We start from the raw sequence: 17,776 nt of genomic DNA on the forward strand, positions 1-17,776 counted from the left end.
ATATCATCGATATTTCAAGCTACCAAGGGCGATTCTCATTAGACAATCCATAATGTTGCAACGGCGCTAGCCACAAGCATTTGGCACACTGTAGGTCAAGCAGACGGGTTTTAATGGGTCGCGCTAAAATTCCCCTGCCGACGAAACTTTGAAGGAGGGGAATTAAAACATTCCTAAGTTTTTAAATCGTTTCTGTAAACATACCAGTTCGGGCAAACTCTTCTTCTTCAGGGGTGAAGAGTGGAGGTTTATCCACAAGGCTAGGCTCAAAGTAGTATGTCTCTTGGAGAAACTGTCCGATAATGACAGCTTCCTCTAAATCCTTGATGTGGTTCTGTGCAACTATACACGCTTCCTTGAGATTGTTTGCATCGCCCTTCTCCAGCAGCTTTGGCAATTCCGTTTTTACCCCTGTCAGCCGTGCCAATGGCTTGAGAATTCCGTAGATGTTGTAGATCCGAGCAGTTTCTATGCTGGTGTATTTGAGTGCATTGGCTCTTGCTAACTCAGAGTCAAGGCTAGGCCAAAAGCGGGTGGTGTAGAACGCTTTCTCATCCTTGTGATACCATTCTTCTGATCGCGCAATGGAAGAAGAAACGGTGTTATGCAGTTTCCAGAAGAATAACCGCAGGGAGGAACCATCTACCACGGTGGATAATTTCGCCTCCAATGATACCTCAAAGTCAGTCAGGTTGGGATCGCGCCCAAGCACCAGGTATTCTACAGGATACATATCCACTTCCTTATTTTGGACAACGTACATATTCAGGTGGTGGCGGCAGTAAGGACAGGGGTACATTGTGGCAAACAGTTGGAAGAAATCTTTGAAGATTGCTACTGCGGCTTTTTGCTGTTCTGATGTCTTGGTACACACAATCTCAGCCGTGGTATGGAAAAAGCGCCACACTGCCGGACCAATGTAGTAGGGGAAACTGACTCGCATTTGGGAATCCTTCACTTCAGTCCGATCTAGATAGACATCAATGAATGCTACATACTGCGATAGCGCACCTGATTCTCGCCCAAACTCTAGGCGTTCGCGGCGTTTCTGCACTCCATTCAGGTAGTGATGCGTTAACCGCCATGCTTGTTTGAGTATCAATTTCTGTTTGGGAGTGCAACGGGGAAAATTTTCGGCAACATCCGCCCCGTAGCGGTTAAATTCTCCTGAGTTTTTTGTACACTGATACCATTCATCCAAAGCCGCCTGGTCGGGTACGGTGTTGTTTTGTATATCTGCTGTGCTAGAAACACTAAACGCTGCCAACAACTTCGGCATAAAGTCTTCATACCAGTATGCTACTGGCATGATTGCACCATCTATTTCCTCAGTTGCCTGAGAGAGAATGATGCGGTTCCACTTGTTCAAATAGTCTTTTGGATTTCCCGCAGATTTAGTTGGTGGTGGAGCCATTTCTTCGTTCAGTTCTATTCCCCTCAGACGATTAAGTTCGTTAATCGCCAGCACACCTTCTACGATGTCACCCAGGCTAAGACTTTTCTTTTTGATCGTAATTGCAAACTCGACTCCGGCAGCAAACTTTTCTTTGACATTGGCAAATTTACTCCGCGCCTCTAAAATCGCTTGCTGTTCTGCCAACATTTCTGGTGTCTTTGCCACTGTTTGCCAGTTTTTGATCCGCTCCTGCAATCGGGCATATTCATCAGCAACCGATTTAACCACTGCATCTAGGACGGGGTAGCAATCCTCGGATACTATACCTAATGCTTTATACAGTGCGATCGCTTGTTTAACAAACTCCACAAAATCAGTAATTCTGTATGGCAAGTTTTTCACCCGCAAATGAGTTTCGTGATTTGCAGAGAAACTCTCACGGAAACTGCGGTAGGCTGCTCCTTGAATCAAACGAAACAGACCAATCTGCATTTGTAAGGGAGACGTACCGCTTTTTTTCTGATTCGGTGAGTTTGGGTGTTGTGCTAACTGTTCTCTTAGCTGTGCCAACTCTGGAGTCGTTGCTTCTTGTATCGGTTGGGTGGTAGCTGCTGCTGCTGTCTCATTGGAAGTAGCCGCTGTTTTGAGCGAACTGTTAAGGGAAATCGGTGAGTCTTGATAACCAGTTTTGTTTTCAGACTCCTCTGGTACTAGCTTACAGAATTCCTCAAAGTCAATTGAGCCATCGCCATCATGATCTACTTCCCCTAACATTTCATTCAATTCAGCGTCTGTCAGCCCAAACTGACTCATGACTGTCCGCAACTCAACGGCAGTAATTTGACCGCTACCGTCCTCATCAAAGGCGCTGAACGCTAACTTGAGGCGGCTTTGGCGATCGCCTACTTTCGCGATCATCAGTGTTTTAAATTCTTCAAAGTCAATAGTGCCTGACAAGTCAACGTCAATCTCCTTAATCAAGTCACGCAGTCCCGCTTCCGTGGGATTTTGTCCTAGCGATCGCATTACCTCCCCTAGTTCCTCGGTTGAGATCGCTCCGTTGCCGTCTACGTCTAATACTTTGAAAGCTTGCCACAATTTTTCTATTTCTTGTTCATCAATCATGGTTTTGTTCCAATTCTATATCTGTCACTAATAAATTTATTACCATGTTTTCTAACAGCTACTTCAATGCTGTCTAGTTATGTTAGGTAAATAGCAAGTATTAGGAACGACTGAACTTAGTCTCAACCTTACTTGCAGTCGCCTAGTAAATTTTTCAGTTGCTTATTGTTGCAATAAATGCAGCTTTACGAGTTTAATTGCAAATGCTCCTAGATAAACTAACTAAGTCAGCGAGAATAAATCAAACTATATTAAGTAATATAAAAAATATAAAGATTATTTTATGGTAAGTGTTTCAGCCCTGATTTGTTCGCGTAGCGTCTCGCAGAGAGGACTAAAATCATCACTACAAACCTTTAATTATTTACGCTGCTATACTTCTCAAAAATTTTCTATCTTCCCTTATAAAAATGCCTTTGCCTTATTTCTAGTGTTGGGAATAGGGTAAATTTCTATTTTGCTGAACACTCCATGCACGATCTTGACAAAAATTAGGTCTTTTGCAAAAAATATTTTGTAGTATCTTAAAATATCTACCTACTGTAAATGTCATTGGGCGATGAAATATAAGCGTGCTCGAAAACTATCTAGGCGCTTTCTTCAAACGATACGTGGGTGTTCAGCGCTTGGCAGATGTTAGTCGTGAAGATGATGCCACATATCGTTGATGAAGCTTAAAGGTTCATTTACAGAGTTCAAACGTTCATCCACAAAGCTCAAAGGTTCATCCACAAAGTTCAAAGGTTCATCCACAAAGTTCAAAGGTTCATCCACAAAGTTCAAAGGTTTATCCACAAAGTTCAAAGGTTTATCGACGAAGCTCAGAGGTTTATCCAAGAGTATAATTTACTAGATGCAAGAGTCCTGCTTTTAGGGAAAAGCTTTAATATAGCAATCAATTCAATTAGTTAAAAATACTGAGGTCGATTAAGTAACAAATTTGATTCAATTAATCAAACAAACGGTTTTGTTATTGTTCCCGTTTGCTTATTAAGTGATGCTACTTACAGACTGGAACCAGATTTTAGACAACATTTTGCCTGATGAGAGTAATGAGGCGCTTATCAGCAAGAGATTTGTAGAAGGCTTTATAGAAGCACTGGGATTTAATCAACAAGAGCAGGTTCCACAATTTTCTACAGGAAATGGGATAGTAGATTTTGCTGCTCGCAAAAATACTGATGGTGATAATTTTTTGTTCTCTAAGACTAATCCCTATTTACTTGTTGAAGTTAAGGCACGAGCAACAGGCTCAGGAGCCAAGATTAATTTATCAGAAGGCACTCCTCAATATATAAACACTAGAGAGCAAATAAAAAGATATTTACTTGCTTCTAAATGCAACACATCTCAATGGGGCATTATTACTAACTCAGTTCATATTCAGTTATTCCGGCGACATGGAAAAGTTATATTTCCTGCAACTCCAAGTATTTTAATTAAAAAAGATAATATTAATGCTATTGTTTCCAACGTCAAAAATTTAATTCACAATCCGCCCAAAGCTTTAACTGTTTGTGTTTACAACAACAAAGGAGGTGTGGGCAAAACTACAACAACTGTTAATTTAGCAGCGACTCTTGCACAACAAGGAAAGCAAGTTTTAGTAATTGACTTTGATCCACAACAAGGAGATTTAACTAAATCTCTTGGTTTAGAAGTAAGAGAAATTAGTTTATATGATTGTCTATCCGATAGAGATTTAGATATTCATGATACAATTCAACCATTTCCAGTCAAATTTAAATCTGGCAAATCATTAAAGTTTGACGTTATTCCCGCAGATTCAAAACTGGGAAATTTTACAGAACAAGACTTAGCTACAAGAATTGAAAAGGGGTCTGCTAGGTTAAAAGATGTTCTGAAAGCTTTGGTGTATGAATATGATTATATATTCATTGACTGTCCGACAAACTGGATGTTTTTTAGTCAAAGTAGCCTCTACGCGTGTGATGCCGTTTTGATACCTACAAAGCACAATAATTTAGCATCCCTAGATAATGCAGCTAAAGTAATTAAAGAGTTAGTACCAAAAGTTAAGGCAGCTAGACAAGATGGTGGGCCAATCGCCTTACCTATATTTTTTAATGGTGAAAATATCACTCCTCCTCAGCTTAAAATAGCAAATCAGGAAATTGTAGCTATTATTACTAAAGAGATCAAAGCATCGAAGTTTAATTTACTTCCTTATTTTTATCCTAAGTATATAAAAGATGACACCAATACCAAAATATTCAGTCTGCCTAGTTATGCAATTGTAGCAGGTGCAGCCTTCGCTCGAATTCCAGCAGCTTTTAAAGATTCTACAGCTGCAAAATATTACCTCGAACTAGCTAAGGAGTACTTTATTTTATGAGTGATTTTGATAATATTGGCAAACTAATGCATCTGAAGTTAACTGAGATTAAAGCTGGAGAGAAGTTTTCCGAATCAGAATTTATCATCAAAGCAGCAGCAGAAACCGTTTTAAAAGCTGATGGCCGAAATTGGATTCCTGTTATTGTTAAAGAAATTGGTGACTATCAATATCAAGTTGTTAGTAATCATTTTGTATATGCAGTTGCTCAACAAGCTAAGTTAGAGCGAGTCTGGTGCATAGTCATCTCACCAGAATCTCAAAGTATTGAGCAGGCGAAAATTTTAGCTAGAGAAGTTTTACCTAAAGTAAATTTGAATACAGCATCACGAGATACTATTCTAGCCGCACTTAAATACTTAATATCAGAACCAAGTAGTGCCTTAAAGGGTGTAGATCCTATTGTTGCCACAAACCGAATTGCAGAGTCTAATCGCAAAACTTGGTCTAATTTTAACCCTATTCTTACCTTAAAATGTGGAATTACTAAAGGCAAAAAGTTGGATGCTCTTGCAAAAGTATTCTTTCTTTCATCATTACCACCTTCACCGCCGTTACCAACACCAGAAATTGTGAGTATCAAATCTGCAACAAGAGATGAAGTGTTTACTCGTTTGATTTATTTGTCAAAATCTAAAATAGATGGTTTTGAAGCTATTGATATAGAAAAATCATCTGATATTATATTCAGTGCTAGTAAAGGCAAATGGAAAAGCTTAAATCCTATCTCTAAACTTGAATGTGGCATTGATGCTACAAAAATCAAGACTCTTAAAAAAGTGTTTAGTCTCTAATCTGATCCACTAATTACAGGAATCACAGACACTACTTTCTCAGCTTCATCTACTGTTATTTGCGCCAGCCCAAACTGTTCAATAACCGCTGCATTAGTCGTCAAATGCCTACTCACCTCAGCCACTCGATACTGACTTTCTTGCGACGCTAAAGCAGCCGGCAATAATAACTGATCTGCTAAATGTTCATCCACTGGTGCGCCGGTGTAATGAAACTCAAGCAGTTGCTGACAAGCAATCTCTGCAACTGTTTCCGCCGACAACCGCAAACGCCCAAATCCACCAAAGCCAGTCAAGCTGTTCTCATACTCAGCAGTTAAAAAAATACCTGCCCCAGGTGCCACACCTCTTTCTCGCAAAGTCTGTACACGAACTTTTAAATGGGCTGACCGTAACAAATTCTCCGCACGATTCGCCATCCGTTGCGGAATATGGGAAGGCAATTCCGTCACCACTGCTAGTCCACGCACCTGTTGTAAATCGCCCCGTTCCAGCAAGTCGATCCCACCGAGTTTACCACCGCCATCTACCTGTAACTCTACCTCTCCGCCACCTTGGGGATACCACCCCCAAGCGCCTAACTTGACTTGAGCTTCTACACCCATGCGTTGCAGTATAGGCAGATAAACTTGCTCAATGTACGTTGCTGTCGGGCTAAAGTTCACATGAGTTCCACCCTTTAGTGTCACCAAAGAATTACCAGATGCTAATGCCAAAGGTAAGAGAATTGTCTGTAAAACTAGAGCGATCGCACCCGCAGAACCACCTTGTTGTGCTTTACTAACATCAAAGGTATAAATTCCCGCTTGCACAGCACTACCTGGGATGAATTCCAGCAGCATTGAACCCAAAGCATCACCCCGTAATTGGGCATTACAAATTCTTGCCGCCGCCCGAACTGCTGTTAAATGTTGTGCTGCTAATCCTGGTTTTTTACGTCCAGCGCGAATGCCTGTAATTCGTATGGGTTCACCGGTGATGGCGGCTAGACTTAAGGAAGTGCGAAGAACTTGTCCGCCTCCCTCTCCGTAGGAACCGTCAATTTCAATCATGGGCGATTATTGGAATGTTGGATTTTGGGTTATCCCCACGGCTGTTAAAATCAAACCACAAATTATAAACGCCCAACAACTAGGTTTTTGGAGGTAGGTTACACAAATATACAGAGAAAATTCTGATATGTGTTTCTGTAGTTTGCTAATTTTGAATTTGGAATTGAATAACCTTGCTTTTACCGGGGTTCATCAACCCATAAGGATCAACTATTTCTTTAAATTTTAACTGCTCAGGATCGATAACTTTTCTACCGCCATCTTCAATAATATACGTATGAGGATTGGCAATACTCACACCCCGTTCTTCGTGATAGCGGATAATTTCATTGAGGCGTTCTTCTGTGGTGTAGCGCACAAGTTGCAATGCACCAGGAACTACGACACCATTCACCCGAAAAAATTCTAAATGCATCATTACCTCATCGCCGAAATAATTATACATCTGCTCTACTAGTTGCAAACTGCAATCATTAGGAAAGAGACTTTGTAAGTATGTAATACCAGTATCTACACTCCGGGCAAGTAAGGTAGTGTGGTTCCAGCTAAATTCTGCTAAATGTGTACCTTTGGCTGCTTCCTCGGCTAGTTTTTTATATGTAATTTGTCCGCCGTATTGCTGCACCAAAGTCGGTAAGAATTCTAAACTCGGTTCAGAAATTATCAAAAATACTGAGTGAGTTCCTTCAGGAATATACTCTTGTACTGCGTGAAAATATTGCGAAATTGGGGATGCAAAGACAGAAATCAACTTCTTAATCATGCCATCAGCATTGCCAATTGCCTGACCAAACTTTGCTGCTGTCATAAAGTCGTCAAACGTGACAATGACTTCTGCCCAAGGATAAGCTGGGCCTAAAGGAATTTCGACTTCAGTGATGATGCCATTAATTCCCCAAGCATGATTTACCTTTTGGACATCATCGCCGCGTAATGCGATCGCACGGGGTTCATCTTCTACAGTTACCACCCGCAATGCTAAGATATTACCGCGATCGGCTAATAACCCATATTGGATCGAGCCAATACCCCCGCTCCCCCCAGCAATAAATCCGCCAATTGTAGCTGTGCGGTACGTAGAGGGTGCCATACGAATTTCCCAGCCGATTTCTCGTGTTTTTTTATCCAAAGCTGCCAACTTCACCCCAGCTTCTACCCGTGCCACTCCCGGTTTTACCCAAAGAATCTCTTGCAACCGCGTCATATCTAAAATTACGCCACCGTGCAACGGTACGCATTGCCCATAATTCCCAGTTCCCGCGCCTCGCACAGTTACAGGTATACGATGTTTTGCACAGGCAGCCGCAACTTTTAAAACCTCTGCTTCATTAGCGGGACGCACTACGATATCCCCAACTTTTCCCTCTAGTTTCGACACTAACACAGGGCTAAAAGTGTGATAATCCTGGGATAATTTTGCAACTTGGGTAGAGTCAGTAATAGTTTCTATACCTTCTAGAGAATTAATCAGAGCATCTAATTTTGTCGTCATATATATCCTTTTTTTTAACTCAGAAAAACACAAAGGTTTACGCAAAGGAACGCAGAGAATTAACTCCTCTGCGAACCTTTGCGCTTCCCTCAGCGCCCCACTGCGTTTTAAAATCTTAACTCTCATCTTTCACAGAACTTTCATGCCACTTACTCAATAAGTCAGATAGCGCAATCAAGCAGACAAAAATCAATACTTAGTTTCCTGTGTCTGTGCGTCAATAATTACACTCCAGTCATCGTTTTTCACAGCAGCTTCAAGTTGACGCTGACGTTCGGCTTCACTCGCATCTATTGTTTCTAACTCTTTAGAAAGGGTTGTATCAGCCATTGCTTTCCGCAGTTTTAGCTTTTTCTCCTCGTAGGCTTGAAGTTGGGCTTCTGACATTACCGCCTTAGTCGCTTCACCTACCGTACTAGCCCACATTCCGCAATCAATTGCATTACCAGGTGGCGTACTTTCAAGTTCTGCTATCCACGCATCTCGCAAATCTTCCATTTCTTGACGTTTGGGAAACTTGAATGCTTGCACACGTACAAAAGCACACTTTTGCTCGCCATTTTGGCGAAGATGGCTGTTTAGGGAAAGCAACACATTCCGAGAATAGCCAATGTACTGCGTACGGCGTTCTGCATCTAATACTGCGTAAACTCCGGCAATTTTAGCGTTCTGAGCAGCTACACTCCAAGCCTCAAAGTCAATGATTTCAGTACCATTGTTTGCCAGTTCAGGAGTTATACTCACCTCAATGGCGGTGTGTTCGTTGTCAGAACTATACAAAAAATCATGCAGTCCACGGTGGTTTATAGGGACATTTTGATGTTCAATTGGCGGATTGTGCTGAGTTTCCATTGCAGTTTCTCCGAGTTATTAATTAGCGATGTCTACGACGAGCTTCTCTACGAGAGGCTACGCCAATGCTTACACAAGCAAATAATGCCCTTAAAATATTGAAGCTTAAATCTACTCACATCTCCAAATCCTTGTTCTGACAAAGCAAAAACAACTATTAAACTTCTTATGAATCAATTGATACCTAAAAATTGGATGTTCATCAAACAGCGGCTTACTCCTTATTTATTTTTACTACCCGCCTTAGTTCTTTTAGGTTTAACTGTCTTTTGGCCTGCACTGCAAGCCTTTTACCTCAGCTTTACCAGTTATGAAGACATTGCCCAGCCGCCACAATGGATAGGTTTTGCCAACTTTCTCAAGCTTTGGAAGGATGCAGTTTTTTGGAAAACCTTAGAAAACACTTTTTTATATCTTGTGGGTGTAGTACCAATTTTAGTAATTGCTCCCTTAGTACTGGCAATTTTGGTAAATCAGAAACTGCGGGGAATGAATTGGTTTAGAGCAGCGTACTACACTCCAGTAGTAATTTCAATGGTGGTTGCGGGAATAGCTTGGAAATGGCTGTATGCAGAAAACGGATTACTGAATCAGTTATTTAAAGCTTTAGGTCTTTTTCCAGAAGGTATTCCTTGGCTAACTAGCCCGGCAAAAATCTTTGGCATTGTACCAATTTCTCTTGCCAGCGTCATGGCTGTCACCGTGTGGAAAGGATTAGGCTACTACATGGTGATTTATTTAGCGGGGTTGCAATCAATTCCCGCTGATGTGTACGAAGCCGCAGCCATCGATGGCTCTGATGGTATCAGCAAACATTGGGATATTACTATACCTTTAATGAAGCCATATCTAGCACTAGTGGCAGTAATTTCGGCTATTTCTGCGACCAAAGTGTTTGAAGAAGTCTACATTATGACTCAAGGAGGCCCACTCAGTAGCTCGAAAACGATTGTTTATTATTTATATGAGCAAGCCTTCAACAACTTGGAAATTAGCTATGCTTGCACGATTGGACTAGTGCTGTTTTTGATAATTTTAGGATTGTCAATTTTGCGATTAGCTATTAATCAGCAAGGTGATGATAATATCACAATTTAATGTTGTTTGAATTTAAATATATTAAATTTAAAAAAATTATTTTCTACTAGTCCCGATAATCTGAAAATATTCAAATATCGAGAGTGCATGAAAACAGACACGATTTTTTACACCTTATTTCAAACTCTTCCAGGTGTGTTATTTGAACTTTTGGAACAATCGCAGGCCTTAGCGTCATACTACCAATTTACCTCAGTAGAAATCAAAGAACTAGCACGTCGTATCGATGGTTTATTCTTACCCAAACCTGAATTCACAGAAGACACAATCTATTTTGTTGAGGTACAGTTTCAGCGTGATGATGATATTTACTGGCGAATAATCACGAAGCTTTCCTCTATATCAATCAATATAAACCTCAACGTCGCTGGCAAGCAGTATTACTTTTTGCTCAACGTAGTCTCGACCCAGGTATACCATTCATTTATCAAACATCATTAGCCCCACAGCAAATTCGTATAATTTATTTAGACGAATTAGATAATGTACCATCATCTTCGATTGGGCTAGGCATAATTAAGTTAGTAGTTGCAGCCGAAGATCAAGCCGTACAGCAAGCGAAAAACTTGATAAAACAAGTACAAGAAACGGATGAAGCTAACCGTAGCGATCTTTTAGAATTAGTAGAGAGAATGCTTATTTACAAATTTGTAAACAAAAGTCAGCAGGAGTTAGAAGCAATGTTTGGATTAACCGATTGGAGACAAACTAAATTTTACCAGGAAGTAAAGGAAGAAACAAAGCAGGAAGTAAAAGAAGAGGTTCGCGAAGAAACAAAGCTGAAGACTATACCCCGTTTACTTAACTTGGGTTTAAGTCTAGAGCAAATTGCTGAAGCATTAGAATTGGATGTTAAACAAGTACAACAAGCTATTGAGAAGCAAGGAGAAGAGGGAACAGAAAGTAATTCGTAATTGAAGAGATTTCTTTAAAACCGCTTTTGATATTCCACTACTGCACGACTGTCATCAGTTAAGTTAGTGGAAGCACGCACACGAAATTCATTGTTTATCCGGTAATTAATACCCCATTGGAAGGGGTCATTTGTTGTCAAAATTTTAATACTGGAAACGGATATTTTGGAAGAAATGTCAACCCCAGCCTCCGCTGCTAATTCTAAAGTTGAATTGCTTCTTCCAGCTTCAGGATTCTCAGAAATAACGGTAGGAAATATCCGCAGTTCACTTAAGCCAAAAGTACTCCCAATCTGGTTAAAAGCTGACTGAAAATTGTTAAACACAGCCGAACCTGCAATGTTAATCAGACCTAAAGTACTGTCTGCACGTCCTTGGGTGTCTACAAATCCACCTCCTAAAAGAGCAACAATTTCAGTTTGACTACGTGACGGACTACTTGTTAATTCTAGATTTTCATTTAGTTTGCTAGCTAAACCGTTGATAGTAGCTTCGACTCGAACACTCTCTAACGCTGATAAACCTGTAGAATTTACCCGACTGAAGTCATTACTTTGAGTTACATCCAGTACTTTGGCAAATAGCCGAATATCTAAGTTGGGGTCGCGGGGTTGAGAAGGACTAAAAGTTGCAGTGTGTTTATAGCCACGAGCAAGGTTAAATTGGGTAGTAAATAAATTTACCCCTCCTTTTTCTAACTGGATGGTGCCATCAGGTATAGGCTGATTGATTAAGCCGTTAACTATGAGATTACCAGTGGCGCGAAAGTTGAGAATAGGGTCACGGGTAATTTGGACGTTTTTACCTAGTTCCAAATCTAAATTATTAAATCTGGCGTTAGTATTTCCTGTCCCATTTCCAATTTCAGATTTGCTCTGCTTATTGGCTTTTGTGGGTGATACGCCAATACTACCATTTTCAGATGTCGTGGCGTTGGTAGATTCTGCCAGCAATACTTTACCATCAAATAAATTTACTCTACCGCCAATTATGGGATTAAGGGCAGAACCAGTAATCTGCAAATTGCCACTAGCGCCTCCCTGATAAAGTCCCTTGAGATTCAACGCAAGCTGATCGAGATTAACAGTCAGGGGATTTTTGATAGTTACGTTCTCATTGTTGAAGATGGGAATTTCACCAGCAGCTTCTACCGTCCCACGGCTAAATCTACCTTGAAGATTTTCTACTAAGATGCTGTCAAAATTAAACAGTACTCTACCTGTGACACCTCTCAGCTTACGTGGCAAAGCCTGGGCTGAAAAAGTAGCATCCTTGACAGTAGCAATTCCATTTACTTCGGGTTTTTGCAGTGTTCCCCGCACCTTGAGGTCTACTTCTCCTTCACCTTTCTCAAATACCACTTGATTAGTCAATGCGTTTAACAGCCCCAATCCCTCGTTTTCCAACTTCATATCCAAACTGATTTGATCGCTGTCTGGTGCGACGGAAGCAAAAGGCAATTTATAAGGAATGCTGCCAGTAATATCAACAGGTTTTGGCCCAGCAACTGCTACAGTACTACCAAAATTTAAGCGCCCATTGGCATAGCTGAAACTTGCTGTTGCTGACTCTATTTTGCTCTGATTTAGTATTCCTTCTGTGATTTGCAATTCCCCTTTAGCTTGGGGATTAGCAATACTGCCGGCTAAAGCTGCTGTACCGTTAAGATTACCTGTGATTCCAATTGGTAGTTTGACAACATTATTCAATAGTTGTACTGGAAAATTATTCACCCGCAGCTGACCAGATTGTTCATCACCACCAACGTTACCCGTAAATGCAATCAGTCTGTTTTGAGATTCGATTCGTAATGGTCGCAAACTTAAAACACCGTTCTCAAAGTTGCCTTCAGCAATTACTTTTTCGGCAGTATAAAAACGATTTCGTTCTTCCTTTTTACCCCAGGCAAAGTTTTGTCCATTCAAATTAAAATCCACTGCTAATCCATTGGCTGTTGCTGTATTTACAGCCACTTCTCCATTGAAAGTCCCCTTTAAGTCTGCTAAATCCGGTATTGGAGTGGAATTAAGTCGCTGTTCTTCCTGTTCTGCCACCAAAGCTTCAATTTCAGAAAACCGTTGGATTTGGGTGAATAAGGGTTCGTTTGGCGTTCCTTGGGGGTTGGTAGTCAGATCCGCTGCAGTGCCGTAGATTTCTGCTGAACCACCTGGCAAATTTTGTAAATCAAATATCTTTGCTACAGCTAGAACATCTTGGATCTCACCCTGCTTGACGTTCAGTTTACCTTGTAATTTAGGCCCTTTAGCGCTTTGAGCCACAGTACCGACAAGAGCGTAGCTACTTTTTCCTTTGACAAATTCGCTATTAGTGAGTGTAGTTTTACCGTCACCGTAGCGGAATTGAGCGGCTAAACGATCGCCTTTAACCCGGCCAATTTGGGGATTAGCGATCGCTAAATTTCCCGTTGTTGCCAATGTCTGTTGATTAAACAGCAAATCCCCAGTTAACAACCCAGCTATCTTACCAGCACCCAATCGAGTAATTGGTGGCGGAGTCAAATTCAATATTTGTAAGGGGAAATTGGCAACTTTCAGCGCCCAATCATTCCCTTGAACATTACCTGTGGCTGATGCTTGCTGCCATTTAACTAAGAAAGATTTCGGGCGATTATTGGCATCTAAATTAAAGGATAAGCGATCGCTATTACCCGCCAAGTTCAAACTCAATCCGCGTCCCTGTACTGAATCGATGTTTCCAGTTAACAACGGCTCAAAAGCAATATCTTGAACAACCAAGTCTCGTAAGTTGATTTGCCCTACTACATTTGGTAAGGGCAGCTTACCAGTAATTTGACCATTAAAATCTACTTTACCCGCCACAGCAACTTGATTCGGAAAATTGATCGGTAACTGTTTTAAGTTGTAATTCTGCGCTTGGACATTGAGATTGAGGGCAGTAATTTCCGGTATCCCTGCCTTTGTTGCATTGGCTAATATATTACCAGTCACACTTAATCCGGGAGCAGTTGCTCGCTCAATGGTCAGCCTTTCACCACTCCAAGCGATCGCAGCCGTCAAAGGTTGCTCTAGACCAGGGATACCTTGGGATAATTGCACCTGACCAGCAGCACGCACATCAGCTAATTTGGACGATCCGAGCGTGCCAGCTAATTGTAACTGACCGCCAAACTGACCCCGCAATTGCTGATTTAAGCGATTTAATTCCACACCAGCAGCATCAACTATAGCTTGATAGCGACCATTAGCTACTTGGATATTAGAGGCTGTAATATTTCCACCTGCAACATCCAGCCGTCCCTGACCGTTAGCTTGGATAGTTTGTGGTTGGAAGGATTCAACAGAACCTGCCACATTTGCTTGACCAGTTAACGTCCCTCGGAACTGTGGTGGTACTGCTGCTAACTGCTGTAACGGTACATTAGTTGCTTGAACTTGTGCCTGGTATACACCATTACCCACTTGGATATTAGAGGCTGTAATAGTTCCACCCGCAACATTTACCTGCGCCTGACCGCTAGCTTGAATAGTTTGCAGTTGAAAGGACTCAACAGAACCTGCCACATTTATTTGACCAGTTAACTTCCCTCGAAACTGCGATGGTACTGCTGCCAACTGCCGCACAGGAACATTCTTAGCCTGAACTTGCGCCTGATATAAACCATTCGCCACTTGGATATTAGAGGCTGTAATAGTCCCACCCGCAACATTTACCTGCGCCTGACCGTTGGCTTGAATAGTTTGCGGTTGGAAGGATTCAACAGAACCCGCTACGTCGAACTGACCATTTAATGCCCCTTGAAACTGCTTTGGTACTGTTGCCAACTGCTGCACAGGAACATTCTTAGCCTGAACTTGCGCCTGATACACACCATTAGCCACTTGAATATTAGAGGTTGTAACCGTACCACCGCCAATAGTAAGGCGACCTTCACCACTGCCACGGAAGGTTTTCAGGCTAAAATTATCTCTGTTGCCTACAATTTGGAACGTTCCCGCCAAAGGATTATTTAAAGCTGGAGGAGACTGTTTCAATATTTGTCCCAACCGCACATTATTAGCTACAAGTTGAGCCGAGAAGCTTTGGTCTTGCAGTTGGATATTAGAAACTGCAACTGTGCCGCCACCAATTTGAACTCCTGCACCATCACTGCGAATTGTGGCAATTTCAAATGGTGCTGTGCTGCCTGAGAGGATGAGACCACCATTGAATTGTGCCCCAGTCAAAGAGACATTTTGCAGTTGACTTTTGTCTACAAAGGGTTCCAACTTCACCCCAGAAGCAACAGCCACAGCTTGCCAACGCTCATTAGCATAACTACCAGTTGCCCGAACTGTCCCACCACCTACATTCAGAGCCACATTGCGGAAAGATACGTTGCGATTTGGAGCGATGGCAACTTCGCCTGTTCCGGGATAAGTTCCATTGGGAGCTTGGAACTGTACCACAGTTTGGACATTGGTGGGAACGCCAGTTAATTGGGCTGTACCTGAGACATTGCCTATTTGAAAGGTAGGTGTTGTTTCGTAGACTTTGGCGATCGCATCCCCTGGAACATTCTTGGCAGCAAAATTTAAATCCAGTTGCGGGCTTTTACCAAGTTGAATTGTACCAGCACCCGTAATCTCACCCCCAATTTTGGCTTTACCTTGAATATCTTTTAGGGTAATTAAAGAGGAACTAGTAACAAGCTCAAACTTACTACTGATACTATTAAAATCAACTTTATCAATTCGGGCAGTTTGGATCGTGGCAACTGAGCCGGAAAGAATTGGCTCTTTTGTCGATCCGGTAATTTGCAAAGAAGCTTGCACTTGTCCAGCGATCGGTACAGGTAATTTTACCTTGAGAGTTTCTTGGGCATTTACCAAACTTACCGCATTTACACGCGCTGCCAACTTAAAGCCTGCTTTAGAGTCAATGATTCCCGTAGCTACTAAAGGAATTTTGCCGTAGTTGCTAGTAACATTATTTAACTGCAACTCCGTTCCTTGGAAGTGGAGGTTTCCTTGGCTATTGTTCAACAATTGCGGGACTTTGGGTATTTGAAGCGTTACCCCTTGCACAGTAGCGTTGCCAAACAATAAAGTTTGCTGTCCTGGTGTCAATCGAATTAACAAGTCGCCATTGGCTCGACCCGCCTGTAAATTCACTGGTAACTTAATCAACCGAGTAATATTCTCAGCCGGAAAATCTTGTGCTTGCACCTGGAAGTTCCCTGCTAGCACCTTAGAACGTGTCTCTCCCTGAATGGAAATATTGCCACCACTGTCTGCTTGACCCCCGACTTCAAACCGTATCAACTGGTTATTTGCTAGAAGTTGAGCAGATCCATTGAGTTGAGAAAATGTTACGGGGGATGAGGAGGATCTTGCTCCCTTATCTCCCCCTGCTCCCCTGCTCCCCTGCTCCCCTGCTCCCCTGCTCCCCTGCTCCCCTGCTCCTCTGCTCCTCTGCTCCTCTGCCCCCCTGCCCCTCTACTCTCTCCTGCGGCATCAATGCCAGCTTGGCATTGCGAAACCGCAGGTTGTCCAAATCAGTTTTAATGGCGCCGCCTTCACCTGACGACACTATGGTAGTGGAAACCCAGCGTCCTTGGTCATCCTGTTCAATGTAAATATCTGGGTTGACTAAGGTGACATCTAGCTTTAGATGGTGGTTAAAGATTAATTGCAACAGATCAAAACCCACCTCTACAGATTCGACTGTGGCCCGATCTGGATCTGTAGGCGTGGCTGGGATAGTTGAAGCCCCAAACTGCACTCCCGTCAACGAAAATTGTTTAACTCTTCCCAGGTCTACCGGACGGTTGAGTGTAGTCGTGAGACTTTGTTGTGCTAATGGTGTTAACTCTGTTTGAACAAAAGTCCACAACCGCCAAATACCGACAATCACTCCTAACAGTAAAAGTCCGCTCAAAGCAATGCTACCCCGACTCAACACCAACAACCACAAACGCTTGCGGTTAGGGGAAAGGTAGTAAGGATCTCGATCGGGATATTTAGTCATTTGCTTTCACTGTATTAATTGCCGGATGTCGCTGGCACACACAAGCATTAACTGGCACATTGGTTCAGTATGCCATTTCCAGGATACGCCAACTAAACCCAAGACCCCATTGGTTGAGTTACGGTATTTGCTCGATCCAATACTTATGCTTAATAATATTGGCGTTTTCAGGAAAATCTGAATAGAGTGAAAATTATTCCTATGACTTTCCTTGAGGCACAATCTCGAACTTTAATATGAATAAACCTTAAAAAGGACAGATGATTACACCAATGCGTGTTTTTGTGTTAATTTTTAATGCTCGAACGGAAAATGAGGGGATTCACACGATCCGGGAAGGCGATCGCAATAAAATTCTGATGTTCGAGTCAGAAGACGATGCGACGCGCTTTGCCCTGATGTTAGAAGCTCAGGATTTCCCCGCACCCACACCAGAGCCGATCGATGCTGAAGAAATCAAGGAATTTTGCGAAAGTGCTGGATATGAATGGGAAATCATCCCAGAAAACAGCAATTTAGTTGTAACTCCCCCAGAACTTAACGTCGAAAAAACCGACTGGCAAGAAGATGCCCAGAAGGAGGATACTGTTGAAGACACCTTCCCTCTCAATCAACAGCCGCTAGAAGAACCAGAATTGTCTGATTCTGAACTAGAGAAGATTCGTCGCAAATTGGAAGGATTGTTGTAAGTAGTCATTAGTCATTAGTC

The 17,776-nt window shown here is 42.1% G+C and carries 11 protein-coding genes and 1 pseudogene; 5 read left to right on the plus strand and 7 right to left on the minus strand.

Annotated features, from left to right (window positions below; genetic code table 11):
- Positions 1 to 181: 181 nt before the first annotated feature.
- Positions 182 to 2,521 (minus strand): EF-hand domain-containing protein, encoded by a 2,340-nt coding sequence (locus HWQ40_RS22785; protein WP_292782156.1) that lies wholly within the window; start codon positions 2,519 to 2,521, stop codon positions 182 to 184.
- Positions 2,522 to 3,157: 636 nt separating this feature from the next.
- Complete coding sequence (locus tag HWQ40_RS22790) at positions 3,158 to 3,358, minus strand: hypothetical protein (protein WP_292782158.1); 201 nt, start codon at positions 3,356 to 3,358, stop codon at positions 3,158 to 3,160.
- A 160-nt stretch (positions 3,359 to 3,518) separates the two neighbouring features.
- Between HWQ40_RS22790 and HWQ40_RS22795 the strand changes: the two genes are divergently transcribed.
- Positions 3,519 to 4,877 carry an AAA family ATPase gene (locus tag HWQ40_RS22795; RefSeq protein WP_292782161.1) on the plus strand — a complete coding sequence of 453 codons (1,359 nt, stop codon included), beginning with the start codon at positions 3,519 to 3,521 and terminating at the stop codon, positions 4,875 to 4,877.
- Positions 4,874 to 5,671: a Rho termination factor gene (locus tag HWQ40_RS22800; protein ID WP_292782164.1), complete on the plus strand. Its 798-nt coding sequence runs from the start codon at positions 4,874 to 4,876 to the stop codon at positions 5,669 to 5,671. Before HWQ40_RS22795 ends, HWQ40_RS22800 begins: the two co-directional genes overlap by 4 nt.
- Here HWQ40_RS22800 and rtcA read toward each other — a convergent pair.
- The 3 genes from rtcA to HWQ40_RS22815 all read right to left on the minus strand — a co-directional run bounded on the left by rtcA (position 5,668) and on the right by HWQ40_RS22815 (position 9,067).
- Complete coding sequence (gene rtcA, locus HWQ40_RS22805) at positions 5,668 to 6,723, minus strand: RNA 3'-terminal phosphate cyclase (RefSeq protein WP_292782166.1); 1,056 nt, start codon at positions 6,721 to 6,723, stop codon at positions 5,668 to 5,670. The two genes, HWQ40_RS22800 and rtcA, sit on opposite strands and share 4 nt — an antisense overlap.
- Positions 6,724 to 6,868: 145 nt before the next feature.
- Positions 6,869 to 8,215, minus strand: coding sequence for an FAD-binding oxidoreductase (locus HWQ40_RS22810; RefSeq protein ID WP_292782168.1), 1,347 nt, complete (start codon positions 8,213 to 8,215; stop codon positions 6,869 to 6,871).
- Positions 8,216 to 8,404: 189 nt separating this feature from the next.
- Entirely contained in the window at positions 8,405 to 9,067 is a 663-nt protein-coding gene (locus tag HWQ40_RS22815; protein ID WP_292782169.1) for a GIY-YIG nuclease family protein, read from the minus strand.
- 168 nt (positions 9,068 to 9,235) lie between these two features.
- Here HWQ40_RS22815 and HWQ40_RS22820 point away from each other — a divergent pair, with 168 nt between their 5' ends.
- Both HWQ40_RS22820 and HWQ40_RS22825 read left to right on the plus strand, forming a co-directional pair.
- Positions 9,236 to 10,165, plus strand: coding sequence for a carbohydrate ABC transporter permease (locus HWQ40_RS22820; protein WP_292782172.1), 930 nt, complete (start codon positions 9,236 to 9,238; stop codon positions 10,163 to 10,165).
- A gap of 87 nt (positions 10,166 to 10,252) precedes the next feature.
- Positions 10,253 to 11,079, plus strand: a pseudogene (locus HWQ40_RS22825) (Rpn family recombination-promoting nuclease/putative transposase).
- 14 nt (positions 11,080 to 11,093) lie between these two features.
- Here HWQ40_RS22825 and HWQ40_RS22830 read toward each other — a convergent pair.
- Positions 11,094 to 16,361: a translocation/assembly module TamB domain-containing protein gene (locus HWQ40_RS22830; RefSeq protein WP_292782175.1), complete on the minus strand. Its 5,268-nt coding sequence runs from the start codon at positions 16,359 to 16,361 to the stop codon at positions 11,094 to 11,096.
- A gap of 76 nt (positions 16,362 to 16,437) precedes the next feature.
- Positions 16,438 to 17,067: a hypothetical protein gene (locus HWQ40_RS22835; RefSeq protein ID WP_292782178.1), complete on the minus strand. Its 630-nt coding sequence runs from the start codon at positions 17,065 to 17,067 to the stop codon at positions 16,438 to 16,440.
- 260 nt (positions 17,068 to 17,327) lie between these two features.
- Between HWQ40_RS22835 and HWQ40_RS22840 the strand changes: the two genes are divergently transcribed.
- Complete coding sequence (locus tag HWQ40_RS22840; RefSeq protein WP_292737701.1) at positions 17,328 to 17,756, plus strand: DUF3110 domain-containing protein; 429 nt, start codon at positions 17,328 to 17,330, stop codon at positions 17,754 to 17,756.
- Positions 17,757 to 17,776: the final 20 nt, after the last annotated feature.

The organism is Nostoc sp. NMS9, assembly GCF_017114995.1.
Lineage (GTDB): Bacteria > Cyanobacteriota > Cyanobacteriia > Cyanobacteriales > Nostocaceae > Nostoc.

Bases quoted from the DNA above. Each gene is read 5' to 3' on its own strand.
- rtcA (WP_292782166.1), bottom strand. From the start codon at position 6,723: ATGATTGAAATTGACGGTTCCTACGGAGAGGGAGGCGGACAAGTTCTT.
- HWQ40_RS22815 (WP_292782169.1), bottom strand. From the start codon at position 9,067: ATGGAAACTCAGCACAATCCGCCAATTGAACATCAAAATGTCCCTATA.
- HWQ40_RS22820 (WP_292782172.1), top strand. From the start codon at position 9,236: ATGAATCAATTGATACCTAAAAATTGGATGTTCATCAAACAGCGGCTT.
- HWQ40_RS22800 (WP_292782164.1), top strand. From the start codon at position 4,874: ATGAGTGATTTTGATAATATTGGCAAACTAATGCATCTGAAGTTAACT.
- HWQ40_RS22785 (WP_292782156.1), bottom strand. From the start codon at position 2,521: ATGATTGATGAACAAGAAATAGAAAAATTGTGGCAAGCTTTCAAAGTA.
- HWQ40_RS22835 (WP_292782178.1), bottom strand. From the start codon at position 17,067: ATGACTAAATATCCCGATCGAGATCCTTACTACCTTTCCCCTAACCGC.
- HWQ40_RS22840 (WP_292737701.1), top strand. From the start codon at position 17,328: ATGATTACACCAATGCGTGTTTTTGTGTTAATTTTTAATGCTCGAACG.
- HWQ40_RS22810 (WP_292782168.1), bottom strand. From the start codon at position 8,215: ATGACGACAAAATTAGATGCTCTGATTAATTCTCTAGAAGGTATAGAA.
- HWQ40_RS22795 (WP_292782161.1), top strand. From the start codon at position 3,519: ATGCTACTTACAGACTGGAACCAGATTTTAGACAACATTTTGCCTGAT.